Genomic DNA, 25,632 nt, shown 5'->3' on the forward strand with positions numbered 1-25,632 from the left:
CGCGCCGGGATCCATGGTGCCGCGAGCGCGACGGCTTCCGCGTTCGCGCACCGATGGCCTCCAGCTCAGAGACGGGATGACGATGGTGGCCGGCACGGCGTCGCGCCGCGTCGCAGCGCATCGCCGCCGCGCCCCGGGCGAGCGGGCGATGCGCCAACGATGCCAGTCGGTGTCCCGGTCGAGACCCAAGATGCCGCGACGATCTCGGGCGTCGTTCGTGAGGAGAGATGGATCCCGGCGCGAGGCCGGGATGACGGGAGTGAGGCAGCGGGCAGGACCTCACGCGATCGTCCCTACGCGGGTCTCGGTCGCGCGCACGGCCGCGATTGCCGCGTCGCGGCACCGCCTCAACCGTCCCGCTCCGCGCCGGCCATCACCGACCCGCCACCCCAGAACCCCGCCGCGGGCGGCGAGAGCACGCCCTCACGATCGCTCACTCCGCCGGGATAATCGTCCGCCAGCCACAATGGCCCGTCGAGGTCGACGAAGGCCGCGCCGCCGGCGAGCAGCAGCGCCGGCGCGATCCCCAGCGACGAGCATACCATGCACCCCACCATCAGCCCGAAGCCGCGCGCCTCGGCCGCGCGCGCCAGCGCCAGCGCGGCGGTGAGCCCACCCGCCTTGTCGAGCTTGACGTTGACATGGGTGTAGCGCCCGGCGAGCCGGTCGAGGTCGTCGATCGTGTGGAGCGACTCGTCGGCGCAGACCGGCACGCTCGGCCGCCGCGCCGCGAGTGCCTCGTCCTCCCCCGCGGGGAGCGGCTGTTCGAGCAGATCGACACGCTGTGCCACCAGGAAGGCGTCGAGCCCGGCGAGATCGGCGGCGCCCCAGCTCTCATTGGGGTCGACGATCAGCCGCGCGTCGGGCGCGGCGGCGCGCACCGCGGCGATCTGCGCCTCGGGCGCGGCGCGGTCGACCTTGACCTTGAGCAGCGGCGCGCGCGTGTGCCGCGCCGCCACCGCCGCCATCGCCGCGGGTTCGTCGATCGCGATCGTGATCGCCGAGGCGACCGGCGCCGCCGCGGCGACGCCGGCGAGTGCCGCCACGCTGGTGCCCGCTACGCGCGCCTCCAGGTCCCACAGAGCGGCGTCGAGCGCGTTGCGCGCCGCCCCCGGCGGCAGCACGTGCGCCAGCTCGTCGCGTCCTCCGCCGCGCTCGACCAGCGTCGCCGCCCGCGCGAGCGCGGCGAGCGAGTCCGCGATCGTCTCGCCGTAGCGCGCATAGGGCACGCCCTCGCCGCGGCCGACGTGCGTGCCCTGTGTGACGGTGACGGTGACCACCTCCGCCTCGGTCTTGCTGCCGCGCGCGATGCGGAAGGGCGCGCGCAGCGGGTGGGTATCGTGACGGGCGTCTATGGTGCGAAACATGCGAGCATCCCGTCGGCGATCGGCGAAGCGCCGAAACGATAGGGATCGGTACACGGCAAGGCCAGCCGTGCCGCGGTCTCGTCGCACAGCCGCCGCGCCGCCGCCTCGTCGAGCGCGGCGGTGTTGAGCGCGACCCCGACCGCGCGCACCGCCGGGCTGGTCAGCCGCGCCACCGCCAGATGCGCGGCGAGGCATTCCTCCAGATCGGGCAGCGCGTAATGCGGCAGGCCGCGCATGTGCGCGCGCGACGGATCGTGGCACAGCAGCAGCGCGGTGGGCTGCGCGCCGTGGAGCAGCCCGGTCGTCACCCCGGCGAAGGAGGGGTGGAACAGCGACCCCTGACCCTCGATCAGGTCCCAGCCATCGTCGTCGCGCGCGGGGGCGAGCGCTTCGATCGCGCCGCTGATGAAGTCCGCCACCACCGCGTCGACCGGCACGCCCTCGCCCGCGATCAGGATGCCGGTCTGGCCGGTGGCGCGGAAGTCGGCCGCGACGCCGCGCGCGCGCAGTTCGTCGCGCAGGCACAGTGTCGCGTACATCTTGCCGACCGAGCAGTCGGTGCCGACGGTGAGCAGCCGCTTGCCCGCGCGCGGTCTGCCATCGCCGACGCGCAGGTCGCTCGGCGGATCGCGCACGTCGTGGAGCGCGACCCCCGCGGCCGCGGCGGCGGCGACCAGCCGCGGCTCCTCGCGCAGCCGCTGGTGGAGCCCCGCGGCGACATCGAGACCCGCGGCGATCGCCGCCAGCGCGTCCTCGATCAGCGCGGGGGCGAGCCTGCCTCCGGCGTTGGCGATGCCGAGTACCAGCGTGCGCGCCCCCGCCGCGCGCGCCGCGACGGGATCGAGCCGCGACAGGCCGAGCGTCAGCGGCGAATCGTCGTGGCGCCACTCGCCGACGCAGGCGTCGCGGCGGAAGGCGGCGAGCCCGCGCGAGGTCTTGATCCCGACGGCGTCGTCGGAATGGCCGAGGTACAGCAGATAGGGGGCGGGGATCATCGCGCACCTGCTCGCGGGAAGGAGCGGGGACCGTAGCGGCGCGCGCGCGTCACGCGCCAGCGACGTGCGGGGCGGGGGCTATAACGCGCGGCTATGTGCCGGCACGCGCCGCATCGCCACCCGGAGCGCACGGTGATCGCCCCGGTGCGCTCAGCATCCCGGCGGCGGCGCGCGGAGCAGCACGCGCCCGGCGAGCGCGCCGGTCGGCCGCCCGTTCAGCAGCGCGACACGCCCGTTGACCAGCACCGCCGCCACGCCGACGCTCGGCGTGCGCGGGTGGAGATAGTCCGCGCGCGCCGCATAGGTAGCGGGATCGATCACCGCCACGTCCGCGGCATAGCCCACGCGCAGATGGCCGCGCCGCGCCAGCCGGTAGAGGTCCGCGGTCGCCCCGGTCGAGCGCCGCACGAAATCGGCCAGAGTGATCACGCGGCGCTGGCGGACGTAGACCTGGTACTTGCGCGGGAAGGTGGCGAACTGGCGCGGGTGGCCGTCCGACCCGTCCGAGCTGGTCACCACCCAGGGCTGGCGCATGATCAGGTCGGCGTCGCGATCGACCATGTTGAAGCTCGCCACCGCCGCCCCCGCCGGGTCGGTGCGCGCGGCATTGGGGACGCGCAGGATGCGCAGCGCGGCGTCGATCGGGTCGATTCGCCACGTCGCCGCCATCTGCGCGAGCGTCCGCCCGGTCCAGGGCTGGCCCGCGCTGGTCAGCAGCAGCGACGCCGCGCCGCCGCGCCGGCGCAGATTGGCCTGCATCTCGGGGCGGATCCGCGCCATCGCCGCGGGATCGTCGAGGCGCGCGATCATCGCGCGATAGCCGCCGTCGAGCGCCCAGCCCGGCACCAGCGCGGCGTCCACCGCCGAGCCCGAGGCGAGCCAGGGATATTGGTCGGCGGTGACGTCCTGCCCCGCGCGCCGCGCCGCTTCGATCAGCGCGACCAGCGCGGGCGCCTGCCCCTGCACCGCGACGCCCAGCGCCTTGAGATGCGCGATATGCACCGGCATCCCCGCCTCGCGCCCGATCCGCAGCGCCTCGCGCGTCGACTCCATCAGGCCGATCGAATAGTCCGATTCGTCGCGCTGGTGCGTGTCGTACAGGCCGCCGCGCGATCCCGCCTCGCGCGCCACCGCGATCACCTCCTCGGTGGTGGCATAGCGCTGCGGCGCGTAGAACAGCCCGGTGGAGAAGCCCGTCGCGCCCTGGCACATCGCGCCCGCCACCAGCGCGCGCATCCGCGCCAGCTCGTCGGCGTCGGGTGCGCGCGCCGAGGCGCCCAGCACGCGCCGCCGCACCGCGCCGAAGCCGACGAAGGGGACGGTGTTGGTACCGATCCCCTTGGCGGCGAGCGCGCGCGCGTCGGCGGCGATGTCGGGCGTGCCATAGCCGTCGACCCCGGTGACGATCGTCGTCACGCCCTGCGCGAGCCAGGCGATATTGGCGCGGACCGCGGCGTCGGGCGAGCGCAGATAGGTGTCGGGGTGCGTGTGCGCGTCGATCAGCCCGGGGGTGACCAGCCTGCCGCGCGCGTCGATCACGCGCTTCGCCGCGCCGCGCCGCGACGGGCCGACATAGCTGATGCGGTCGCCGGTCACCTCGACGTCGCCGCGGAAGGGCGGCGCCTCGGCGCCGGTGTAGATCGTGCCGCCGCGGATCGCGACGTCGGCGGCCGGGGGCGCGGGCGCGGCGCCGACCAGCAGCAGCAGCGCGGCGGCGCGCGCGCGCCTCACCGCGCCGCCGCGGGCAGCAGCGTGCGCCGCGTCGCGACCTGCGCGTCGATCGCGGCGCGCCCGAACAGCATCGGCAGCATCCGGCCCGCGATCCAGGGCGCGTATTGGTCGCGATAATGCGGCGAGGTCGGCGCGCCCGCCTGGCCCGGCAGGTTGAGCATCAGCGAGCGGTCCCATTCCCCGACGTCGATCACCTGGAGATAGCTCGCTCCGCCGCGCGTGCGCCAGTCCGGCCCGTCACCGAGCCAGCGCGCCATCACCGTATAGCCGTCGCCGCCCGAGCCGCCGCCCTCGATCGGCGGGAAGGCCGCGGCGATCGCGGGGATACGCGACAGCGGGTGGCGGATCGTCACCTGGTGGAGGCGGTCCCAGCGCCACGTCGCCGGGTCCGGCCCCATCATCATCCCGGCGCGGCTCCACGCGCTGGCCAGCGCGGCGGCGAGCAGCGCGTCGCGCGCCGCGACAGGCGTCGCGCCCAGCCGCCGGTCGGGGCGCGCGAGCAGGTCGAGCAGCACCGAGGGCGCGATCTCGGTGACGAGGTGACGCGCGCGCGCGGGCACGATCGCGGCGAGCAGGCGCTGTCCGAGCTCGCGCCACAGGATCTCGAACAGCGCCGCGGCGGCGCTGTCGCCCTCCACCCGCGCGTCCCAGCCGCGCAGCAACGCCAGCGCGGGCGATGAACCCGCGGGCAGCAGCGCGAGCAGCTGCTTCGCCGGCGCCGACAGCGTGTCGTGCTGGAGCGCGACGCTGTCGGCGAGCGTGTGGCGCGGCTGCGCGGCGAGCACCGCGGCGATCCGCTCATAGCGATAGGGATCGCGGAAGGAATGCGCCGGGATGCGGTCGCGCGGCCAGCCGGCGGGCAGATTGTCCTGGTTGGCCGAGGCGAACCAGCCCGCGGGCGGGTTGTAGACGCTCGGCAGCGCGCGATAGTCGCGATAGCCGGTCCAGTCGTAACGCCCGTCGCCCGGCACCGGCAGCAGCCCGTCGCCGCGCCGGCGCTGCGGCACGAAGCCGATCACCTGCCAGCCGTGGTTCCCCGCCACATCGGCATAATGGAAGTTGGTCGGCGAGGGATGGAGCCTGAACGCCTCCTTAAGCCCCTGCCAGTCGCGCGCGAGATTGATCGCGATCATCGCGAACGCGCCGCTCGCGCCCGGCTGCATCGCGATCGAGGCGAGCGCGGTAGCGCGGCGCTTCGCCGGATCGTGGCTCACCACCGGGCCGTGGACCGAGTGGCGCAGCGTCGCGCGGTGCGGCGCGGCGCCCTTGACCGGGATCACCACCGCGCGCGTGTCGAACGCCTTCCACCCGCCGGCGTGACGGTAGCGCTCGGGGTCGCTGGGGTGGAGCTCGAGGACGAACAGATCCTCCTGGTCGATGTGGAAGTTGGTGCGGCCGAACGCGAACCGGTCGGTATGCCCCTGCATGATCCCGGGCAGGCCCGGCGCGCCGCCGCCGATCACGTCGAGACCGGGCGCGCTGAGATGCGCGACGTGGCGCGGGCCGAAGCCGCCCAGCCCGAGGTGCGGGTCGTTGGCGAGGATCGCGCGACCGGTGACGCTGCGCGAGGGCGCGATCGTCCAGGCGTTGCTGCCCGCGTTGGCGGCGTCGAGCCGCTCGCCGCGCGTCGGCGTGTCGGGCCTGAAGGGCAGCCCGCCGAGGTTGAGCGCGCTGAGATCGTCGTCGCTCACCGCGGCGACGTCGAGCCCCTCGGGCACGCGCAGCACGCCCGCGGGGCGGAGCGGCGCCATGATCGCGTCGAGCTCGAGCAGCCCGAGCGCGGCGAGCTGGGCGCGGCGCAGCTCGTCGTCGGTGTTGCCCGCCGAGGCGCCGCGCGCGCGCACGAAGTCGCGCACGTCCCAGCGCACCGGCGTGACGCCGAGGATGGCATATTCGGGCGGCAGCAGCGCCGGGTCGGCGGTCACCTCGGCGATCCGCGCGTTGATCCCGGCGACATAGGCGCGCGCGCAGGCGAGGATCTCGGCGGGGATCCGCGCCAGCTCGGCGTCGAGGTCGCCGCGATAATGGAACAGCCGCGCGGTGGCGTCGTGCGGCGCGAAGCCGGCGCCGAACGCCTCGGCCAGCCGGCCGAGCTCGCGGCGGTGCGCGAGGTCGATCTGGAACAGCCGGTCGCGCGCGACGACATAGCCCTGGCCGAAGAAGGCGTCGGGGATCGACGAGGCGCGGATATGCGGCACGCCGTAGACGTCGTCGACGATCTCGATCGGCGCGGACAGGCCGGGGGTCGCGGTGGGTCGCGGCGCTGGGGCGGCCTGGGTTCGCGCGCGGCAGGCGGGGGCGAGCGCGAGCGTCGCGGCGGAGCCGAGCAGGAAGGAGCGACGGTCGATCATGCGGCCTCCCTGTCGTGCCGGCGGCGAGCGGGCTGACGCTACACGCCGCGATGCCGCGACGCGACCCGCGAACCGCGGCGGGGGGCATAAGCGGCGGCTATGGCGGCGACGCGCGCCGGTCGCCGCCACGCGCGCCGCTACCCCGCCGTTCCCGCCGCCGGCCCGGGCGCGGGCGTCGCGTCCGCCGCGGCGACCGTCGCCGGGACCAACTGCCCCGCGCGCCAGCGGTCGTAGGCCGCGAAGAAGTCGGTGAACGGCCGCTCCAGCGCCGCCAGCCGCTCCGCCGCGAAGGCGGGCAGCGTCGCCGCGGGTACCGTCGCGATCGTGTCCAGCGTGTCCGCCGCCCCCGCGCAGAAGGCGTCGCGCGCGAGGTCCTGCGCGAAGAAATTGTAGAGCCGCGTCATCTGGTCGTCGAACCGGTCCTGCCAGTCGCCGCCGCCAGCGCGATATTCCGACTGGAGCGTCGCCTGCGCGCTCGCCAGCTCCGCTTTGCGCGCGGCGAGCAGCGCGTTGTAGCGCGCGATGATCGACGCCTCCTGCGCGCCGCGGCACGCCAGCGCCGCGACGTTGAGCGCGCTGCGCAGATGCCATATCGCGCCCGCGGCGCTCAGCGCTCGATTGGGGGTGGGATAGCTGCCGTCGGCGAGCCGCAGCGGCACGGTCATCCCCGGCCGCGCCCCCGCGGGCAGCGGCGCGGGGACCATCGCCACCACGGGCGGCGGCGCGGCGCTGGCGCTCGGCGGCGGAGCGGCGTGGCGCGCACAGGCGGCGAGCAGGGTCGCCATCGTCAGCGCGGCGGGCGCGCTCAGGTGAAACCGCACGGTCGAGCCCCTTTTCTGTCTCCCGTGCGCCCGTCTACGCCTTCCGCCCGCGCCCGCCGACGCGGCCGCGGCGGCGAAGCGGCGAGGCGAGTCGCTTTCGCGGCGGGACGAGTCCGCGACGCGCGGGGGCGTCCCGCCTCACGCCGCCGCGCGCACCGCCAGCGTCTCGACGAAGGCGTCGGCCCGCATCGGCCGCCCGATCAGATAGCCCTGCGCCAGATCGCAGCCCGCGTCGCGCAGCAGCGCGAGGCAGGCGGGCTCCTCGATCCCCTCCGCCACGACCTTGAGCCCCAGCCCGTGCGCCAGATCGATCGTCGAGCGCAGCATCAGCGCGTCGGCGGGCTGGCGATGCGCGTGCTGGACGAAGCTGCGGTCGATCTTCAGCTCGCTCAGCGGCAGCTCGCGCAGATAGGTCAGCGTCGACTGACCGGTGCCGTAATCGTCCATCGAGATCGCCACCCCGCGCGCGCGGAAATGGCGCAGCTGCGCGGCGGCGCGCTCCGGATCGGCCAGCGTCGCCGATTCGGTCACCTCGAAGATCAGCCGGTCCGCGGGCACCGCGCCCGCGTCGAGCAGCCGGTCGACCGCGGCGGCGAAGGCGGGTTCCGCGACCAGCATCGCGGAGAGGTTGATCGCCACCGTCACGTCGTGCCCGCGCGTGCGCCACCCCGCCAGATCCTCGATCGCGCGCGCCAGCACGTGCAGCGTCAGCGCGCTGATCCGATCGGCCTGCTCGGCCAGCGGAATGAACAGGTCGGGGCGGATCATCCCGCGCGTCGGATGGCGCCAGCGCACCAGCGCCTCCGCGCCGGCGACGCGATCGGTCGCGAGCGCGAGCTTGGGCTGGTAATGCACCTCGATCTCGCCGCGCGCGATCGCCTCGTCCAGCTCGCCCATCAGCACCAATTGTCGTTCCAGCGCCTCGGCGTCGACCTGGGCGTCGCGCCAGAAGGTCCCCGCGGCGGCGGCGGCCTCGGCGGCCTGGGTCGCCCCCGCCAGCCGGTCCGCCAGCGCGCCCACGCCCGCGGACAGGCCGAGATGCACCGCGGCATCGGTGCGGCGGCCGAGCACCTCGACCGGCTCGGTCAGCACGCCGCGCAGCGCCACCACCAGCGCCTCCGCGTCGTCACCCGGCGCCTCGACCGCGAGCAGCCGGTCGCCGACGCGATAGACCGTCTCCCCCACGCTGGCGCGCAGCCGGTCGGCGACGCGCAGCACCAGGTCGTGGCGCGCGCGCTCGCCGAGCAGCGTCGTCAGCGCGTCGGCATTGCCGATCGTCGCGACCAGCAGCGGCGCGGGCGCCGCCGCGGCGCGGTGGTGGAGCAGCGCGCGGCGATTGGGCAGGCCGGTGTCCTCGTCGACGCGGCGCTGGCGCTCGAACCGCCGCGCGAGATCGAGCGCGCCGCGCGCCAGCGTCGCGACCGTCACCAGCACCAGCGCGGGGGCGAGCGGGAAGACCGCGTGGAACCGCGACTGCGCCACCACCGCGGCGGCGAGACAGGCGGGCGGCGCCGCGACCGCCGCGGCCAGCGCGATGCCCACGCGCCGCGCGTAGAGGATCGGCGCGGCGAGCAGCAGCGCGAGCAGCAGCGGCAGCGCGGCGCCATAGGGCGTCGGCACGCCCGCGATCAGCGTCTCGGCGGCGAGCGCCTGGACCACCACGCCGGGCAGCACGCCCCAGTGCGGCGTGGCGTAGCGATCCCCCATCTCGATCGCGGTGGCGCCGACCAGCACGTCGCGCCCGCGCACCGCGCGCGCGTCGAAGCCGCCGTCGCGCACCGCGACGAAGCTCAGCCGCGGCAGCCGTCGCGGGTCGATCCCGCCGTCGATCGGGAAGAAGGTGTCGGCCACGCCCGAGCGGTGCGCGATCAGCGCCGAGAGCGAGGGGCGCGGCGTGCCCGCGGTGATCGTGCCGAAGGGCGCGCGGCGGACGATCCCGTCGTCGTCGGGCTGCATGCTGACCGAGGCGAGCGCGACATAGGGGCGCAGCGACGCCAGCGGCAGCGAGTCGATCGAGCGCAGGTCGCCCGAGCGCGCGCGCTGCGCGAAGGTGGGGAGCGCGACCAGCCCCGGTGCGCGGGCGAGCGCCTGCGCCAGCGCGGCGTCGCCCGCGGCGGTGCCGGCGGAGGAGAAATCGACGTCGAAGGTGATCGAGGCCGCGCCGGCGGCGCGCAGCCGGTCGACGAGGCGCGCATAATGGTCGCGCGACCAGGGCCAGGCGCGGATCGCGGCGACGCTGGCGGCGTCCATCTCGACCACGACGAGCCGCCCGCTCGGCGCGCGCACCGACGCGGCGGCGCGCGGCCCGTCGAGCAGCCGGTCGAACCGGTCAGCGATCCCGGTGACGACGGCGGCGAGCGCGACCAGCAGCGCGGCGGCGAGCGCCAGCGCGCGACGGTGGCGCCGCAGCGCGGCGCGGGCGCGGGGGAAGGCGCGCGCGCCGCCCTGCCCAGGCGCCGCCGGTCCGCGCGCGCGCATCAGAAGATCCGCGACAGGCGCAGCGAGATACGCGGGCGGCGGTCGCCGGTGTCGAACCGGTCGGCGTCGAGCGGGAAGGCGATCTCGACCATGCCGTCGAGCCGCCCCGTCCCCGCGCGCAGCCCCGCCCCGGCCGAGGCGAGCGTGCCCCCGCCCGCGCCGCCGCGCAGGTTGCCGACATGCCCCGCGTCGGCGAAGGCATAGCCCTGCGCGCGGTCGATCACCCCGGGCCAGATCCGGCCCGCGTCGGCGCGCAGCTCGGCCGACCCCATCACGCCCCGGTCGCCGGTGCGCTCGGCATAATCATAGCCGCGCGCGAAGCCCGGTCCGCCCAGCCCGATCTCGGCGGTGGCGAGCAGCGGTCGCGAGGCGAGCTGCGCCGCCCCCGCCAGCACCGCGCTGACCGGCCCGGCGAGCCGGCGCGTATAGTCCATCTGCGCGGTCGCCGCGACGAAGCGCGCGTCGCCGTCGGCGCGCGAGAGCAGCGCGTCCCCCGCGCGGCTCACCCCCGCGAGCGGCAGCCCCGCCACCCCCGCCAGCTCGCCGCGCAGCGCGCCCCCCGCCAGCGTGGCCTGGCCGCTCAGCGTCGCGGTGGCGGTGGCGAGCCGGTCGCGCCGCAGCCGCGCGCCGCGCAGCGTCTGCTCCACCACCACCGCGCGCAGCTCGGCGCTGCCCCACAGGCTGCGCGCGCGGGTGCGCACCAGCGCGCGGGTGTAGCTGACCGACAGGTCGCCGCTGCGCCCCACCACGTCGAGCGGCGCCAGCGCCGCGCCCGGGTTGGAGCGCGCGATCGATCCCGCCACCGCCAGCACCGATCCCGCGGCGTCGACCGGCGCGGCGTAGCGCGCGCGCAGGAAGGCGAACTCGCTCGGCTGCAGCGGCGTCTGCGCGACGACCAGCGACAGCTCGTCGCCGTCACCCGCCAGCCCGCGCAGGCTGGCGAGCAGCGTCGAGCGCACCGGCCCCACCTCGTCGCTGCCGCGATTGTCGAGCTGCGCATAGGCGCTGGCGCGGTCGCCCGCGATCGTCACCAGCAGGATGCCGAACCCCTCCTGGCGGACGTAGCGCGTCTCGGTGACGCGCACGCCGGGCAGATCGCCGACCAGCAGCAGCGCGCGCTCGAGCATCGCCTGGGTCACCGCGCCGCGCCCGGTGAGCGCGCGCACCAGCAGAGCGTCCGCCGCCTCGCTGCGCGCGCCGATCACGCGCACCGCGTCGATCCGCCCGAGCTCGACGTCGACCGCGAGGACGCCGTCGCGCATCGGCTGCGCCGCCACCGCCGCGGTGGCGAAGGGATAGCCGCGCGCGCGCACCGCCCCCGCCACCTGCCCCGCGAGCGTCGCCAGCGCGGCGCGGTCGAGCGCGCGCCCGATCACCGGCGCGATCGCCGCGGCATAGGCCGCATCGGGCACCGCCGCGGCGCCGCGCACCGTCACCGCGCGCACCGGCGGGGTCAGCGTCGCGCCCGCGGCGGCGCGGCTCGTCGCGTCCACCTCGGTGGGCTGGGCGCGCTCGGGCTGTTCGAGCGAGGGGCGCGGCAGCGCGCGCGCCGCGATGGTCGGATCGGCGCGGTCCAGCGCGGTCTGCGCCCCCGCGCCGGGCACGCCCGCGAGCGCGGCGCCGCCGAGCAGCAGGTATCGGGTAGTGGTGGTAACTCGCATCGGGCGCCCCTGTTGTCGCGTCGGACTAGGCGGGGGCGGGTTCCGATTCGGTTACGGCGGGCGTGGCAATTCGCTAACCATTCGTCCTAAGTTGTTCGCAACGCACTCCTTCTACTGGCCGTACCTGGCCTGCCCGGCGGGCCGAGGGAGATAGTCATGCGTTTGCCGATCCTGGCGCTGCTCGCCGCATCCACCGCCGCGCTCGCCCCCGCCGCGAGCGCCGGCCCCGCCGGCTGGCGGATCAGCGAGGCGATGGGCGACGTCCAGATCACGCGCGCGGGGCTCAGCCGGGTCGCGACGCGCGGCAGCGCGATCGCGGCGGGCGACACCGTCACCACCGCCAAGGGCGCGCGCGCGGTGCTGGTGCGCGGCACCGAGTTCATGCTGGTCGCGCCGGGCTCGCGGCTGACGCTGCCGGCGGCGACCGAGACCAAGGGGATGACCCGGATCGTCGAGGAATTCGGCAACGTCGTCTTCATGATCAAGAAGAAGATGACGCCGCATTTCGAGGTGCAGACGCCCTATCTCGCCGCGGTGGTGAAGGGGACGACCTTCAGCCTCAGCGTCGGCGGGGGTGGCAGCGCGCTTCAGGTGATCGAGGGCGCGGTCGAGGTCGCCACCAGCGATGGCGGCGCGCGCGACCTGCTCACCCCGGGCGCGGTGGCGCAGGTGGGAGCGGGGGACCGGTTCCGCATGGCGATCGAGCGCGACGGGGTGCGGCGCGTGATCGACTCGCCCGCGCGCGCCGCCGCGCCCGCCCCCGCCGCGCCGACGCCGGTGGCGGAAGCGACCACCGCCGCTGCCGCACCAGCCCCCGCCGACGCGCCCGCGGTGCCCACCGCGGCCACCGCGGCCGTCGCCGCGCCGGCACCCGCGACGGTGACGGCGGCCCCGGTCGCCGCGGCACCCGCGCTGGTCGAGACGGTCTATGCCGCGCCGGTCGCGCTGGCGGACACCACCGGTGGGCTGGTCCAGGGCACGCTCGGCCAGAGCGGCACGGTGCCGGTGGCGGCGACCGCGGCGCTCGCCGCGGTGGCGACCGCGACGCGTACTGCGACCGAGGCATCGACCGCGGCGGTGCGCGTGGTCGAGGTCGCCACCGAGATCGCCGCGGCGCGTGGCGAGCAGGTGGCGGCGAGCGCGGCGGCGGAGAAGAGCGCGGCCGAGGCGACGGCGGCGATCGAGGCCAAGGCGGGCGCGGATCAGGCCGCGGCGGCGGCGGCGGCGCGCGCGCAGGCGATCGAGGTGGCGGCGCAGGCCTCCGCGCTGGCGGCGGCGCAGGCGAGCGCGGAGCAGGAACAGGCCGCGGCAGCGCGCGCCGCGGCGTCGGCGCAGGCGGAGGAGAGCGGGCGCGCGGCGCAGGCGGCGCTCGCGACGCAGCAGCGGCTCGCCGCCGAACAGGCCGCCATGGCGGAAGCGCAGGCGAGCGCGGTCGCGCAACAGGCCGCAGCGGCGCAGGCCGAGGCACAGGCGCAGGCGCAGGCGACCGCGGCGGCGCAGGCGGCGACGGCGGCCCGCGACGCGGCGGCGGCGGCGCAGGCGGCGGCCGAGGCGCAGCACGGCGCCGACGAGGCGACACGGGCGGCGGCGATGCAGGCGGCGGCGGCGGCGCAGGCCCATGCGGCCGCGGCCACGGCGGCGGCCGAGACCGCCAACAAGGAGGCGAGCAATGCCGCCGCCGCCGCGCTGCGCGCCGCGCTGGAGAAAGCCGCGCGCGACGCGGCGAAGCTGCTGTCCGACATCGCCGCGCAGAAGGCGCAGCAGGAGGCCGCGCGCGCGGCCGACGCGGCGAAGCGCGCCGCGGACCAGGCCGCGCGTGCGGCGGCGGACCAGGCCGTCAAGGACGCCGAGAAGGCCGCGCGCGACGCCGACAAGGCCGCGCATGAGCAGGAGAAGGCCGCCAAGGATGCCGAGCGCGAGGCGGCCAAGGCGGCGGCCGAGGCGGCGCGCGAACAGGAGAAGGCCGCGCGCGAGGCGCAGAAGGCGGCGGAGGACGCCGCGCGCGCCGCGGAGAAGGCCGCCGACGACGCCGCCAAAAAAGCCGGCAAGGATGCCGAGAAGGCACTCAAGCAGCTCGAGAAAGGCCCCGGCAAATAGGAGGGGGCGGGGGGCGCGCTCACGCCGTCAGGTTGAGGCGGAAATAATAGAAGCCGCCGTCCTGGCCGAGTTGCTGGCTGGAGAGGTCGTATTGCGCGATATTACGCCGCGGCGCGCGTGTCATAGGCGTGGCGGTGCCCCTCGATCTCGACGAGGTGGGCGCTGGCCCAGATTCCCAGCGCCTGCAGCGGCTGGGCCAGCGACATGCCCAGATCGGTGAGCGCATATTCGACCTGCGGCGGCACCGTCGGCCGCACGGTGCGGCTGACCATCCCGTCGCGCTCGAGCGCCTTCAGCGTCCGCGTCAGCATCTGCTGCGAGATGCCGCCGATCGTGCGCTTCAGCTCGTTGAAGCGACGCGGTTGCCCCATCAGGACCATGACGATCATCACGGTCCATTTGTCGCCGACGATCGTCAGCACGCCGCTCAGCTTGCGGCATTGCTGGCTCACGCCCGGCTCGGCAGGCACATGCATATGACCTAGTCCCAAAAATATGCGTTCTTGGAGGATGTCGGTCGGTCACATAGCTGGTCCAGGTCACAAATCCAGACCGGAGACGCGTCGTGAAGATCCTGCACCTCGATTCCAGCATCCTCGGCGAGGGCTCCGCCAGCCGCGCCATCTCGGCCGCGATCGTCGACCAGCTCAGGCAGGAGGATCCCGCCGCCGCGGTGACCTATCGCGATCTCGCCGCGGCGCCGCTGCCGCATCTGACGCTCGAGACGTGGATGGCGCTGGAGCAGGCGCCCGAGGTGGATCAGTTCCTCGCGGCGGACGTGGTGGTGATCGGCGCGGGCTTCTACAATTTCAGCATCCCGACCCAGCTCAAGGCGTGGATCGACCGCATCGCGGTGCGCGGCAAGACCTTCCGCTACGACGAGAGCGGCGTCGTCGGCCTGGCCGCGGGCAAGCGCGTGATCATCGCGCTGGCGCGCGGCAACGTCTATGGCGCGGACTCGCCCTATCAGTCGTACGAGCATGCCGAGACGCTGCTGCGCTCGGTCTTCGGTTTCCTCGGCGCCGAGGTCGAGGTCATCGTCGCCGAGGGGATCGGCCGCGGCGCGGACGCGCGTCAGGCGGCGCTCGACGGCGCGCTCGACGCGGCGCGGCGCGTCGGGCGCGGCGCGGGCGAGGGCGCCCCGCTGGCGGCGTGACGCCGGCGGCGTGCCGATCCGGCGCGCGCGGCCTTCGGGCACGATCCCGCGCGCGCCGCGCCGTCAGCGGAACAGATTGGCGCGGGCGAGCTGGACGACCTCGTCGCCGCGCCCGCTCAGCACCGCGCGCAGCGCGTAGAGGCTGAACCCCTTGGCCTGTTCGGCCTGGATCTTGGGCGGCATCACCAGCTCTAGCCCTTCGGTGACGACGTCGACCAGCGCCGGGCCGTCATGCGCGAACGCCTCACGCAGCGCCCCCTCCAGCGCGTCGGATCGGGTGACGCGTACCCCGAGATAGCCCATCTCGCGCGCGATCGCGGCGAAGTCGGGGTTCTGCAGCGAGACATTGGCGTCGACATAGCCCGCTGCCTTCTGCTCCATCTCGACGAAGCCGAGCGTGGAGTTGTTGAAGACGACGATCTTGATCGGCAGCTGCATCTGGGTCGCGGTCAGCATGTCGCCCATCAGCATGGCGAGCCCGCCGTCGCCCGACAGCGACACGACCTGCCGGCCCGGGAAGGCGCCCTGGACGCCGAGCGCCTGCGGCAGGGCGTTCGCCATCGAGCCGTGGTTGAACGAGCCGATCAGCCGGCGTCGGCCGTTCATCGTGAGATAGCGCGCCGCCCAGACCGCGGGCGTGCCGACATCGGCGGTGAAGACCGCGTCCTCGGCGGCGAGCCGATCGACCGTCGCCGCGATATATTGCGGGTGGAGCGGCTTCTCGCCGTCGCGCGGGCTGGCGAGATCGTCGAGCCCCTTGCGCGCGTCGCGATAGTGGCGGCGCGCGGTGTCGAGGAAGCGCGCGTCGCGGTCGGCCGCGATCAGCGGCGTCAGCCGTGCCGCGACTTCCTTCACGTCCGCCACCACGCCGAGAACGAGCGGCACGCGCCGCCCCAGCGCACCGGGATCGCGATCGACCTGCACCACCTTGGCCTTGTCGGGGTAGAAGTTGCGATAGGGGAAGTCGGTGCCGAGCATCAGCAACGTGTCGCATTCCATCATCGCGTGATAGCCCGAGGCGAAGCCGATCAGCCCGGTCATGCCGACGTCATAGGGATTGTCGTATTCGATCCACTCCTTGCCGCGATAGGCGTGGACGATCGGCGCCTTCAGCGCGGCGGCGAGCGCGACGACCTCGTCGTGCGCGCCCGCGGTGCCGGCGCCGCACAGCAGCGTCACCGCCTTCGACGCGTCGAGCAGCGCGGCGACCTGTCGCAACGTCGCCTCGTCGGGCACCAGCCGCGGCGCGGCGAGCGCGGGGAAGGGGACGGCGCGCGTCTCCGGCGCCTTCTGCAAGGCGACGTCGCCGGGGATCACCAGCACCGCGACGCCGCGCTGGCCGAGCGCGGTGCGGATCGCGCGGTGGAGCAGCTCGGGCATCTGCCGCGGATCCTGCACCATCTCGCAGAAGTGGCTGCACTCGCGGAACAGTTCGGTCGGGCGGGTTTCCTGGAAATAGCTCAGCCCGATCTCGCTCGACGGGATGTGCGCCGCGATCGCGAGCACCGGGACGCGGTTGCGATGGCAGTCGTACAGCCCGTTGATCAGGTGCAGGTTGCCCGGGCCGCAGCTGCCCGCGCACACCGCCAGCGCGCCCGTGGCCGCGGCCTCCGCCCCCGCGGCGAAGGCGCCCGCCTCCTCGTTGCGGACGTGCATCCACGCGATCTCTCCGGAGCGGCGCATGCTGTCGTTGAAGGCGTTGAGGCTGTCGCCGGTCACGCCCCAGATCCGCCTCACCCCCGCCTCGACCAACGTGTCGTTCAGCAGGTCTGCGATCGTCTTGCTCATCGTCTTCGCGTCCGTGGTTAGGGGAGGGCGGTGCCCCGGGGATGGCGGCACAACGCTCCGGCGGCGCTTGGCTTCCGCCCGATCGCGCCGCGCCGATCCCTGCGCCGGTGAGCGAGCGGGCGGGGGGACGGTCGATCGGCCTCGCGCCGGTGCCTTGTTCACAATTCGTTCTGTTGGCGGTAGAAGGGGCGCATGGTGGTGCGCAAGATCATCCACGTCGACATGGACGCCTTCTTCGCGTCGGTGGAGCAGCGCGACGATCCGTCGCTGCGCGGCAGGCCGGTCGCGGTCGGCCATGCCGCCGCGCGCGGGGTCGTGGCGGCGGCGAGCTACGAGGCGCGCCGCTTCGGCGTCCGCTCGGCGCTGCCCTCGGTCACCGCGCTGCGGCGCTGTCCCGAGCTGGTCTTCGTGCCGCCGCGCTTCGAGGTGTATCGCGACGTGTCGCGGCAGATCCACGACGTCTTCGCGCGCTACACCGATCTGATCCAGCCGCTGTCGCTCGACGAGGCCTATCTCGACGTCACCGCCGACCGGCGCGGGCTGGGCACCGCCTGGCTGACCGCCAAGGCGATCCGCGCCGACATCCTCGCCGAGACCGGGCTGACCGCCTCCGCCGGCGTCTCGTACAACAAGTTCCTGGCCAAGCTCGCCTCCGATCACCGCAAGCCCGACGGCCAGTTCGCGGTGACTCCCGACATGGGCGCCGCCTGGGTCGAGGGGCTGCCGGTGAGCCGATTCCACGGCGTCGGGCCGGTGACCGCGGCGAAGATGAAGCGGCTGGGGATCGAGACCGGCGCCGACCTGCGCGCCAGGTCGCTGGCGTTCCTCCAGCAGCATTTCGGCACCGCGGCCGAATGGTATCATGCCATCGCGCGGGGTGAGGACGACCGCCCGGTCAACCCGCATCGCGTGCGCAAATCGTCGGGATCGGAGACGACGTTCGAGCGCGACCTGACCGCACCGGCCGAGATCGAGGCGGGCGTGCTGCGCATGGCGGACGACGTGTGGGACTGGTGCGACTCGCGCCAGGCGTTCGGCCGGACCGTCACCGTGAAGGTCAAATATGCCGACTTTCACCAGATCACGCGACGCCGCAGCCAACCCGTGGCGGTCACCAGCCGCGACGGTCTGCACCGCGCCGCGCTCGAGCTGATCCGCTCGGTCCTGCCGACCGAGAAGGGCGTCCGGCTGGTCGGCGTGACCGTGTCCAGCTTCGTCGCGGCGCAGGCGGCGGCGGGGACCGACCTGCCGATCTTCGCGCAGGCGGCGGCGTGACCGGCGCGGCGGCGCGGGCGACCGTCGCGCCCGGCTGACGCGGCATCGGCTCGCCGCGCCGACGGGCGGCACGTGGCAGCCGTCGGCGCGGCGCTCGGTCAGGCGAGCGCGCCCGCGTCGGCGTTGAGGATCGCGCCGGTGATCACGCTCGCGGCGGGGCTCGCCAGGAAGACCACCGCCTGGGCGATCTCGCGCGGCTCCGCATAGCGCCCCAGCGACGTCAGCCCGCGCTGGAACGCGGCGGCGTCACCGTCGGCGGGGTTGGCGTCGGTGTCGGTGGAGCCGGGCTGCACCAGATTGACGGTGATCCCCTGCGGCCCGAGCTCGCGCGACAGCCCGCGGGTGAAGGCGGTCAGCGCCGCCTTGGAGACGGCATAAGCGGTCACGCCGGGGAAGGGGACGCGCTCGCCCAGGCCGGAGCCGATGCTGACGATGCGCCCGCCCGAGCGGAGATGGGGAATGACCGCCTTGGCGAACAGCAGCGGCGCCCGCACGTTGACGTCCATCATCTTCTGATAGGCATCCACGTCCAGGTCCGCGATCGCGCCGTAATAGCCGATCGCCGCGCTGTTGATCAGGATATCGATGCCGCCGAGCGCGGTCGCGGCCGCATCCACCGCCTGCGCGATGGCGGCGGGATCGGCGCTGTCGGCGCGCAGCGCCACGGCGCGACGACCGGTCGCCTCGATCGACGCGGCGACCGCCTGCGCCTTCTCGGTCGCGGACTGATAGGTGAAGGCGACATCGGCGCCATGCTCCGCCAGCGCCAGCGCGATGGCGGCCCCGATGCCGCGCGAGCCGCCGGCGACCAGCGCGCGCTTACCCGTCAAATCGATCATGGTTCGTCCTTCTCTCTGCGTGTTCGGTCCTGCGCGACCCGGCCGCGCGTGATGTCGCGCGGTGATCGCGACGATCGTCGAGATCCATTCTGGGGGGCGGGCGCCGCGATGCTTAGGGGCGTGACCTGCCGAACAGTGTCGCAGGATCGGGAACGCGCCGCGCTGCGCGCCGCCGCCAGCGGCCTTTCCCGTCGCCCCGCCGCCGCCTAGATAGCGGGAGAAACGGACACGGGACCAAGCACATGCCGCTCGCGGACATCTTGCCAAGCAGATTGGGTTTCGGCGCGGCGCCACTAGGCAACATGTTCCGTGCCATCCCCGAAGACGAGGCGCTGGCGACGGTGGAGGCCGCGTGGCGCGCGGGCATCCGTTACTATGACACCGCCCCCTTCTATGGTGCGGGGCTGGCCGAGTCGCGGCTGGGCGAGGCGCTCGCCGGCAAGCCGCGCGACGATTACGTCATCAGCACCAAGGTGGGCCGCGTCATCCTCGACGAGATGGAGGATGTCGCCGCGCGCGACCAGGGCGAGAAGAGCGGCGTGTTCGCGCATGGCCGCGCCAACAAGGTGGTCAACGATTACGGCTATGACGCCACGCTGCGCTCGATCGAGGGCAGCCTGGAGCGGCTGCGCACCGACCGGATCGAGATCGCCTTCGTCCACGATCTCGCCCGCGATTTCTGGGGCGACCAGTGGATCGCCCGCTTCGAGGAGGCGCGCACGGGTGCGTTCCGCGCGCTCGACCGGCTGCGCGACGAGGGGGTCATCAAGGCCTGGGGCCTCGGGGTCAACCTGGTCGAACCGATCGAGACGATCCTCGATCTCCAGGAGCCGCGGCCCGATTGTTTCCTGCTCGCCGGCCGCTACACGTTGCTGGATCACGCGCGCGCGCTGCAGCGGGTGATGCCCGCGGTGGCCGGGCGCGGGCTCGGCATCGTCGTGGGCGGCCCGTACAGCTCCGGCGCGCTCGTCGGCGGGCCGAACTTCGAATATGCGCCGGCCTCGCCCGAGCTGCTCGACCGCGTCGCGCGGATCCGGGCGATCGCCGACCGCCACGGCGTCAGCATGAAGGCCGCCGGGCTCCACTTCGCGCTCGCCAACCCGGCGGTGGCCGCGGTCATCCCCGGTGCCAGCCGCCCGGACCGTATCGCGGAGGACCAGGCGGCGGCGCGGGAGACGGTGCCGCCCTCGTTCTGGCACGACCTGCGCGCGGCGGGGCTGGTCGATCCGGCGGCGCCGCTGCCCGGCTGACGGGACGGTTCGCACCGCGCGCCGGACGGTCGTCGCCTTGCCAAGGACCGGGCGGGGGACCACCATCGCCGACATGAGCGAGAAGCTGGCGATATCGGATGATTATGCGCGCGGGCGGCGGGACGGATTGCGTCTGGCGCTGTCGATCCTGGAGGCGGAGGAGGCCAAATGGGAGGCGCTGCTCGGCGGCAGCGCGTCGGGGCGCACCAATCTGACGCGCGCGGTCCGTCACAAGGCCTATCAGGTCGCCCGCAAGCGCGTGCAGACCGCGCTCAACCGGCTGTTGCCGAGGTCGGGGTCGGCGTTGCCGGGCGAGATCGCGTCGATGCTCGATCGGGCGGGATTGTAGCAGGTCACCCGCGCCGCCCCGGACGCACGGCCGCGCCGATACTTGCGCGCGGGTGGCCGGCGCGCTAACCATGCCGCGTCGGAAAAGGCAGATCCGGTCTGGTCAGCCCGGGTCCTTTCGGTGACGAAAGCTCTGGTCTTTGGCCTTGCCGCCGGGATCCCCACGACGAACGGTGCGTACCGCGAGGTGGCACCTCGTTCGTCCGTTCGGGGTTCCCGCGCCGAGGAACGCTCCGGTCGAACATCGACTGTGGAGCCACGACATGCCGATCACCCCTTCCTCTTATCATGACGTCGTCATCGCCGGTGCCGGACCGGTCGGGCTGTTCCTCGCCGCCGAGCTGCGCCTCGCCGGATGCTCGGTGCTGGTGATCGAGCAGGCGCCCGACCCGGACACGGCGGCGAAACATGCCCCGTTCGGGCTGCGCGGGCTCTCGCCGGCCACGATCGAGACGTTCGACCGGCGCGGCCTGCTCGCCGCGCTGGAGCGGCGCGCGGCCGCCCCGGTCGCCGCCGTCGCCTCGTCCGTGCCGGCCCGCCCCGGCGAGCGGCGGTCCGGCGGCCATTTTGCCGGGATCGACCTCGTTCTTGACCATGTCGATCGTGCGCGCTGGCACCATCGTCTGCCCGATGCCGCGGTGCCGATCGCGGTCGACCTCGCCGGCATCGAGGCCGTCCTGCTGGCGCGCGCGCTGGAGCTGGGCGTGACGATCCGGCGCGGCCTCGCCGTGTCCGCGGTCGACGACGCGGGGGATCATGTCCGCGTGCGGGCGGGCGGGGGCGAGGTCCGCGCCGGCTGGCTCGTCGGCTGCGACGGTGGGCGCAGCGTCGTGCGCAAGGCGGCGGGGTTCGGCTTCACCGGCACCGACCCCGAGTTCACCGGCTATTTCGCCGAGGTGACACTGACCGAGCCCGATCGGATCACCCCCGGGCAGCACGACACGGCGGCGGGAACCCTTCTCTACGCGCCGCCGGGGATCGTCCGCATGGCGGTGTTCGACGGCGGCGCGCACCACCGCGCCGGGCCGATCACGCGCGATCACATCCAGGCGGTGCTGCGTCGGCTGTCGGGCGCCGACGTCATTGTGAGCGCGCTCGGCCTCGCCACCACCTGGACCGATCGCGCCTGCCTCGCCTCGAGCTATCGGCGCGGGCGCGTGCTGCTGGCGGGAGATGCCGCGCATATCCATTCGCCGCTGGGGGGACAGGGGCTCAACCTCGGACTCGGCGACGCCAGCAATCTCGGCTGGAAGCTCGCGCGCGTCGCGCTCGGCGTCGCCGCACCGCGGCTGCTCGACAGCTATGAGCGCGAGCGGCGGCCGGTCGCCGCGCAGATCCTCGACTGGTCGCGCGCGCAGGTCGCGATCATGCGTCCCAGCCCGGGCGCGCGCGCGCTCCGCGCGGTCGTCGCCGATCTGATCGCGACGCGCGACGGCGCGACCTATGTCGCCGAACGCGTGTGGGGCGTCGGGCTGCGCTACGACCTGGGCGACGATCATCCGCTGGTGGGGTATAGCGCGCCCGACCTGACGCTCGACGACGGCACGCGACTGAACGATCACCTGCGCGACGGCCGGCCCGTCCTGCTCGACGGGGGCGACGACGCGGCGGTGCGGCGAGAGGTGGCACCCTATCGCGACCGCGTCACCTGTTTCGCCGCCCGCGCCGACCACCCGCTGGGCTGCGGCGCGCTGCTGGTGCGCCCCGACGGCATCGTCGCCTGGGCGAGCGGGGAGGCGAGGGGCGCCGCGGGACTGGCGTCGGCGCTGTCGCGCTGGGTGAGCGGCGGCTGACCGCGCCATGCGGGGCGGCGCCGGCCGATCGTGGGCGGGGAAACGGTGTTGGGGGGGCGGTCCGCCGCCGCTCACCCTCGCACGCTCGATGACCGACGCCGCTCGGACCAGCACGATGGTCAGGTCGGCCGCGTCGACGAGAGGGTGCGGTCAGCCCGTCACCTGATGCAGACGCGGTGGGGTAGCATCGTCATGCTTCCACCACTCGTCACCGGCCGCATCTCGGTCCGCGTCTTGGTGCAGGGCCGCCCATCGGCACGCGTCAACGGCGCCCGGCGTCGTTCCCGACGCGCGGCGCGCGCTTCCGGGCACGCCTGGCTCCGGACCCATTGTTCCGCGACCGCCTTCCCCTTGGTGCGCACACGGAAGCGGTAGCGCGAGCCATATTGCTTCTGGTCCGCTGCCGACAGCGTGGCGAACGAGGTGCAGCGGGGCTCGACCGCGGCGGGCACCGCGACCGAGAGGAGCAATGGTGCAAGAACGATCATCACAGGCCCCCGTCCGTTCGATCGACGCTCGCGATCGGCGATCTCTCCAGCGACGACGGTCCTCGCCAGCCGATCGGCGTGACCGCGGCGCCATCACAGCGCACCGGCCCCCTTATGCCAAGTGCCGAACGGCCGAGATCGTCCGCGGGCGTCCGGCGGCGTCGGACGATCGGCGTTGACGACCACGCCAGGAATGTGGCACTCGGCCGTCGGATCGCACGCGGGCCTGCTGACCAGCGCCTCGCGAGCGGCCGGAGCAGCGCTGAGCCGTTGTTTCGCGGGTGTAGCTCAATGGTAGAGCAGAAGCTTCCCAAGCTTACGACGAGGGTTCGATTCCCTTCACCCGCTCCATTCGAATCGCACGGTTTTCCGCCCCGCGCGCTCCCGTCATTCCAACTCCGGCCGACTTGGAATTCCAAGTCCGATCCGTTTTTCACGCGCTCCGGCTGTCGCGGGTGATCGCGCGCGGCGCGCGTTCGTCCGTGAGGTCGACCGGCAGCATCGCCATCCCTGTGGTGCGCGGCAGGTAGGTCTCGAGGGCTGGGCGCTCGGGCTGCGCGGGGAGGGGCGGCGGCCGGCTCGGGCGAGACGCCCCCCGGAGCCCCTAACGCGCGCTACCCCCTCGCCAGCTCGTGGGCGCTGACATTTTCCCGGGTTTCGGCCCACCCCCCTCTTCGCCGGTGTCGGGAAGCGCGCTTCGTTGCGGGCCGCGGCGTCGGGTCGGGGTTGGGGGCGTCCCCCTCACAAAACGGCAGAACACGATCCTCGGGCCGGGGAGGCGCGCGTGTCAACGGGTGACGCCCAGGTCGCCGCCGAGGCGGTCGCCGATGCCAAGCGGCTGCTCGACCAGGCCGCGGGCGAGGAGGAGCAGCTCGAGCTGCTCGCCCCGCTCACCGCCGAGGAGATGGTCGCGGCGCGCGAGGAGCTGGGGCCGGCGGCCGGGCGGCTCGCGGTGCTGCGGCGCGCGCGCGAGAAGCGCGGGCGCGGGCGGCCGGCGGGGTCGCGCAACCGGCGTACCGACGATTTCGCGCGTTACCTGCTCGGCTTCGGGCAGCATCCCGCGATCTCGCTGATGCAGATCCAGGCGACCCAGCCCGAACTGCTGATCGAGGCGTCGCGGCAGGAGAAGGTGCAGAGCTTCGGCAAGGACGGGCGCCCCAATGTCGTCGTCGAGCAGCTCAGCTACGCCGAGGCGCAGTCGCTGCGGATCCGCTGCGCCGAGGCGCTGCTGCCGTACCTCGAGAGCAAGAAGCCGGTCGCGGTCGACGTCAGCTTCGCCGGTGTCGCCGACCTGCTGATCGAGGGCGTCACCCACAGCCGCGACGAGCTGAACGGGATGATCGAGGGCGACTACCTCCCGGTCGCGCCCGAGGCGGCCGCGGACGCGCCGGAGACGCCCGAGTGACCGCCGTCACCCGCCTCGTCTCGCCCGGCCCGGTGGCGGACGCGTTCACGCGCTCGGCCGCCTTCATCGCCGGGATCGTCGGGCCGGTCGGCTCGGGCAAGACGATGGCGATGCTGTCCAAGGGCGTGCGCAACGGCGCGCTCCAGGGCGGCAAGGTCGATGCCGCCGGCGTCACGCGGCGACGCGCGCGCTTCGGCGTGATCCGCGAGAGCTATCCCAACCTCGAGGCCAACACGCTCAAGTCGTGGTTCAACATCGTCCCCGAACATTACGGGACGTTCAGCTGGAAGGCGCCCTACGTCCATTCCTTCCAGCGCGTGCTGCGGCGCGAGGGCAACCGCCGCGACGGCCGCCCGGTCGACGTGCTCGAGATGGAGGTCGAGTTCCGCGCGATCGGCGACAAGTCGGTCGAGGAGGTGACGCGCGGCTGGGAGGTCAATTGCGTCGGGGTCGACGAGGCCGATCTCCAGCCGGCCGAGCTGATCGCCTTTCTCTCGGGGCGCGTCGGGCGCTTCTCCAACCTCGACGCCAGCCTGGTGCGCGAGCCGCAGATCCTGCTCAGCCTCAACATGCCCTACGTCGACAATTGGGCGTACAGGCTGCTGCTCGAGCGCGAGCTGGGCGAGCTGGACCCGGCGCGCGACCCGGACCTCGCCGCCGCGCTGGAAGGGCGCCCGCTGCTCGAGGCGTTCGTCCAGCCCGGCGGGCGCGCGCCCGACGCCGAGAACCTCCACAATCTGCGCGGCGGGCGCGGTTACTACGCGATCCAGGTCGCGGTGAACCGCCACCGCCCCGGCTACGTCGACCGGATGGTCGACAACAAGCCGGTGCCGCTCCAGCACGGCCAGCCGGTCAACCCCGGCTTCCACTACGCCGACCACGTCCGCGACGATCTCGCCTTCGACCCCGCGCGCACGCTGACGATCGGGGTCGACCAGGGGCTGTTCGCCGCGGCGGTGTTCACCCAGCGCACCGCGATGGGGCAGCTGCGCACGCTCGCCGAGGCGGTGCTGATCCGCGAGGACGGCAAGACGCTGCGCAAGATCGGGCCGACCGCCTTCGGGCGCCAGGTCCGCGCGGTGCTGGCGCAGCATTTCCCCGACGCCGACCCCGCGCTGATCCGCGTCGTCGCCGATCCCGCCGCCTTCGCCAGCGAGGAACGCGAGGACCGCGAGCTCGACTGGATCCTGCCCTTCCAGGCGGCGCTGGGGCTGCGCGTGCGGCGCGCGCGCACCAACTCGGCGGCGCTGCGCAACGAGGCGATCCACCGCGCCCAGTCCGAGCGCGACGGCTATCTGATCCACCGCCGCTGCAAGCAGCTGATCCGCGCGCATCTCGGCGGCTACCATTACCGCAAGGCCGAGACCGGCGACGGCGAGACCCGCGGCCATCTCGAGATCGCCGACACGATCTACACGCACGTCGCCGACGCCGAGCAGTACGCCGCGCTCGAGGGCGAGGGCGTGGTCGGCGCGCTGCGCGGGCGCGCGAAGCGCCGCGCGCCGGTGACGGTCGACAGCCACTACGACGAACTGGGGAGACAATGATGGCCCTGCTGGGACACGTGCTGGCCGCGCCGCTCAAGGCGCTCGGGCTGGTCTCGACGCCCGACAAGACGCCGGTGGCGCAGGCGCTGCCGGTGCCGCAGCGCGCCGACGCCGCCGCGCAGCTCAGCGCCGCCGACGACGAACTGCGCCGGCGCCGCGGCGGCGCGGCCGACCTCGTCACCGGCGCGGGCGGCGCGGGGCTGCCGCTGTCCGGCGGCAAGCTGACGCTGGGGAGCTGAGCC

19 protein-coding genes and 1 tRNA gene are annotated in these 25,632 nt (G+C 74.3%); 10 read left to right on the forward strand and 10 right to left on the reverse strand.

The window, feature by feature from the left end:
- Positions 1-347 precede the first annotated feature (347 nt).
- From dgcA to EV292_RS07870, 7 genes are all read right to left on the reverse strand, one after another.
- On the reverse strand, positions 348-1,367 hold the full coding sequence (dgcA, locus tag EV292_RS07840) for an N-acetyl-D-Glu racemase DgcA (protein WP_132908634.1): 1,020 nt from the start codon (positions 1,365-1,367) through the stop codon (positions 348-350).
- Entirely contained in the window at positions 1,352-2,362 is a 1,011-nt protein-coding gene (dgcN, locus tag EV292_RS07845) for an N-acetyltransferase DgcN (RefSeq protein WP_132908635.1), read from the reverse strand. The genes dgcA and dgcN overlap by 16 nt, the downstream gene beginning before the upstream one ends.
- Positions 2,363-2,512: 150 nt before the next feature.
- Positions 2,513-4,069 (reverse strand): amidohydrolase family protein, encoded by a 1,557-nt coding sequence (locus EV292_RS07850; protein ID WP_243693680.1) that lies wholly within the window; start codon positions 4,067-4,069, stop codon positions 2,513-2,515.
- Positions 4,070-4,089: 20 nt separating this feature from the next.
- Positions 4,090-6,444 (reverse strand): penicillin acylase family protein, encoded by a 2,355-nt coding sequence (locus EV292_RS07855; RefSeq protein WP_132908638.1) that lies wholly within the window; start codon positions 6,442-6,444, stop codon positions 4,090-4,092.
- Between the two features lie 137 nt (positions 6,445-6,581).
- The gene (locus EV292_RS07860) at positions 6,582-7,265 is read right to left on the reverse strand and encodes a hypothetical protein (RefSeq protein WP_132908639.1); all 684 of its coding nucleotides are present in this window, start codon (positions 7,263-7,265) and stop codon (positions 6,582-6,584) included.
- Between the two features lie 138 nt (positions 7,266-7,403).
- Positions 7,404-9,743, reverse strand: coding sequence for an EAL domain-containing protein (locus EV292_RS07865; RefSeq protein WP_132908640.1), 2,340 nt, complete (start codon positions 9,741-9,743; stop codon positions 7,404-7,406).
- The gene (locus EV292_RS07870) at positions 9,743-11,404 is read right to left on the reverse strand and encodes a ShlB/FhaC/HecB family hemolysin secretion/activation protein (protein WP_243693657.1); all 1,662 of its coding nucleotides are present in this window, start codon (positions 11,402-11,404) and stop codon (positions 9,743-9,745) included. The genes EV292_RS07865 and EV292_RS07870 overlap by 1 nt, the downstream gene beginning before the upstream one ends.
- Positions 11,405-11,560: 156 nt before the next feature.
- Between EV292_RS07870 and EV292_RS22895 the strand changes: the two genes are divergently transcribed.
- A complete protein-coding gene (locus EV292_RS22895) occupies positions 11,561-13,501 on the forward strand; it encodes a FecR family protein (protein WP_132908641.1) in 1,941 nt (646 codons plus the stop codon).
- A 101-nt stretch (positions 13,502-13,602) separates the two neighbouring features.
- Here the strand turns inward: EV292_RS22895 and EV292_RS07880 are convergent, their stop codons facing one another.
- Positions 13,603-13,977 carry a helix-turn-helix domain-containing protein gene (locus EV292_RS07880; RefSeq protein ID WP_132908642.1) on the reverse strand — a complete coding sequence of 125 codons (375 nt, stop codon included), beginning with the start codon at positions 13,975-13,977 and terminating at the stop codon, positions 13,603-13,605.
- A gap of 89 nt (positions 13,978-14,066) precedes the next feature.
- Between EV292_RS07880 and EV292_RS07885 the strand changes: the two genes are divergently transcribed.
- Entirely contained in the window at positions 14,067-14,657 is a 591-nt protein-coding gene (locus EV292_RS07885) for an NAD(P)H-dependent oxidoreductase (RefSeq protein ID WP_132908643.1), read from the forward strand.
- Between the two features lie 63 nt (positions 14,658-14,720).
- On the opposite strand, the gene poxB is transcribed toward EV292_RS07885, so the two are convergent.
- A complete protein-coding gene (poxB, locus tag EV292_RS07890; RefSeq protein ID WP_132908644.1) occupies positions 14,721-16,445 on the reverse strand; it encodes a ubiquinone-dependent pyruvate dehydrogenase in 1,725 nt (574 codons plus the stop codon).
- A 192-nt stretch (positions 16,446-16,637) separates the two neighbouring features.
- On the opposite strand from poxB, the gene dinB reads away from it, so the two are divergent.
- Positions 16,638-17,720, forward strand: coding sequence for a DNA polymerase IV (gene dinB / locus EV292_RS07895; protein ID WP_132908645.1), 1,083 nt, complete (start codon positions 16,638-16,640; stop codon positions 17,718-17,720).
- 98 nt (positions 17,721-17,818) lie between these two features.
- Here the strand turns inward: dinB and EV292_RS07900 are convergent, their stop codons facing one another.
- On the reverse strand, positions 17,819-18,559 hold the full coding sequence (locus tag EV292_RS07900) for an SDR family oxidoreductase (protein ID WP_132908646.1): 741 nt from the start codon (positions 18,557-18,559) through the stop codon (positions 17,819-17,821).
- A 242-nt stretch (positions 18,560-18,801) separates the two neighbouring features.
- On the opposite strand from EV292_RS07900, the gene EV292_RS07905 reads away from it, so the two are divergent.
- The 7 genes from EV292_RS07905 to EV292_RS07935 all read left to right on the forward strand — a co-directional run bounded on the left by EV292_RS07905 (position 18,802) and on the right by EV292_RS07935 (position 25,629).
- Positions 18,802-19,809 carry an aldo/keto reductase gene (locus EV292_RS07905; RefSeq protein WP_132908647.1) on the forward strand — a complete coding sequence of 336 codons (1,008 nt, stop codon included), beginning with the start codon at positions 18,802-18,804 and terminating at the stop codon, positions 19,807-19,809.
- 73 nt (positions 19,810-19,882) lie between these two features.
- Complete coding sequence (locus EV292_RS07910) at positions 19,883-20,158, forward strand: hypothetical protein (RefSeq protein WP_243693658.1); 276 nt, start codon at positions 19,883-19,885, stop codon at positions 20,156-20,158.
- 262 nt (positions 20,159-20,420) lie between these two features.
- Positions 20,421-21,950 (forward strand): FAD-dependent monooxygenase, encoded by a 1,530-nt coding sequence (locus EV292_RS07915; protein ID WP_132908648.1) that lies wholly within the window; start codon positions 20,421-20,423, stop codon positions 21,948-21,950.
- A 765-nt stretch (positions 21,951-22,715) separates the two neighbouring features.
- A tRNA-Gly gene (locus tag EV292_RS07920) sits at positions 22,716-22,789 on the forward strand.
- A 433-nt stretch (positions 22,790-23,222) separates the two neighbouring features.
- A complete protein-coding gene (locus tag EV292_RS07925; protein WP_132908649.1) occupies positions 23,223-23,843 on the forward strand; it encodes a hypothetical protein in 621 nt (206 codons plus the stop codon).
- Positions 23,840-25,390, forward strand: coding sequence for a hypothetical protein (locus tag EV292_RS07930; RefSeq protein ID WP_132908650.1), 1,551 nt, complete (start codon positions 23,840-23,842; stop codon positions 25,388-25,390). Before EV292_RS07925 ends, EV292_RS07930 begins: the two co-directional genes overlap by 4 nt.
- Complete coding sequence (locus tag EV292_RS07935) at positions 25,390-25,629, forward strand: hypothetical protein (RefSeq protein WP_132908651.1); 240 nt, start codon at positions 25,390-25,392, stop codon at positions 25,627-25,629. The genes EV292_RS07930 and EV292_RS07935 overlap by 1 nt, the downstream gene beginning before the upstream one ends.
- Positions 25,630-25,632 lie beyond the last annotated feature (3 nt).

This window comes from Sphingomonas sp. BK235, assembly GCF_004345855.1.
Taxonomy (GTDB): Bacteria; Pseudomonadota; Alphaproteobacteria; order Sphingomonadales; family Sphingomonadaceae; genus Sphingomonas.

What these genes read in the sequence shown, in the direction of transcription:
- dgcA (WP_132908634.1), bottom strand. Translation starts at nt 1,367, where the DNA reads ATGTTTCGCACCATAGACGCCCGTCACGATACCCACCCGCTGCGCGCG.
- dgcN (WP_132908635.1), bottom strand. Translation starts at nt 2,362, where the DNA reads ATGATCCCCGCCCCCTATCTGCTGTACCTCGGCCATTCCGACGACGCC.
- EV292_RS07855 (WP_132908638.1), bottom strand. Translation starts at nt 6,444, where the DNA reads ATGATCGACCGTCGCTCCTTCCTGCTCGGCTCCGCCGCGACGCTCGCG.
- EV292_RS07865 (WP_132908640.1), bottom strand. Translation starts at nt 9,743, where the DNA reads ATGCGCGCGCGCGGACCGGCGGCGCCTGGGCAGGGCGGCGCGCGCGCC.
- EV292_RS07870 (WP_243693657.1), bottom strand. Translation starts at nt 11,404, where the DNA reads ATGCGAGTTACCACCACTACCCGATACCTGCTGCTCGGCGGCGCCGCG.
- EV292_RS22895 (WP_132908641.1), top strand. Translation starts at nt 11,561, where the DNA reads ATGCGTTTGCCGATCCTGGCGCTGCTCGCCGCATCCACCGCCGCGCTC.
- EV292_RS07880 (WP_132908642.1), bottom strand. Translation starts at nt 13,977, where the DNA reads ATGCATGTGCCTGCCGAGCCGGGCGTGAGCCAGCAATGCCGCAAGCTG.
- poxB (WP_132908644.1), bottom strand. Translation starts at nt 16,445, where the DNA reads ATGAGCAAGACGATCGCAGACCTGCTGAACGACACGTTGGTCGAGGCG.
- dinB (WP_132908645.1), top strand. Translation starts at nt 16,638, where the DNA reads ATGGTGGTGCGCAAGATCATCCACGTCGACATGGACGCCTTCTTCGCG.
- EV292_RS07900 (WP_132908646.1), bottom strand. Translation starts at nt 18,559, where the DNA reads ATGATCGATTTGACGGGTAAGCGCGCGCTGGTCGCCGGCGGCTCGCGC.
- EV292_RS07905 (WP_132908647.1), top strand. Translation starts at nt 18,802, where the DNA reads ATGCCGCTCGCGGACATCTTGCCAAGCAGATTGGGTTTCGGCGCGGCG.
- EV292_RS07910 (WP_243693658.1), top strand. Translation starts at nt 19,883, where the DNA reads ATGAGCGAGAAGCTGGCGATATCGGATGATTATGCGCGCGGGCGGCGG.
- EV292_RS07915 (WP_132908648.1), top strand. Translation starts at nt 20,421, where the DNA reads ATGCCGATCACCCCTTCCTCTTATCATGACGTCGTCATCGCCGGTGCC.
- EV292_RS07935 (WP_132908651.1), top strand. Translation starts at nt 25,390, where the DNA reads ATGGCCCTGCTGGGACACGTGCTGGCCGCGCCGCTCAAGGCGCTCGGG.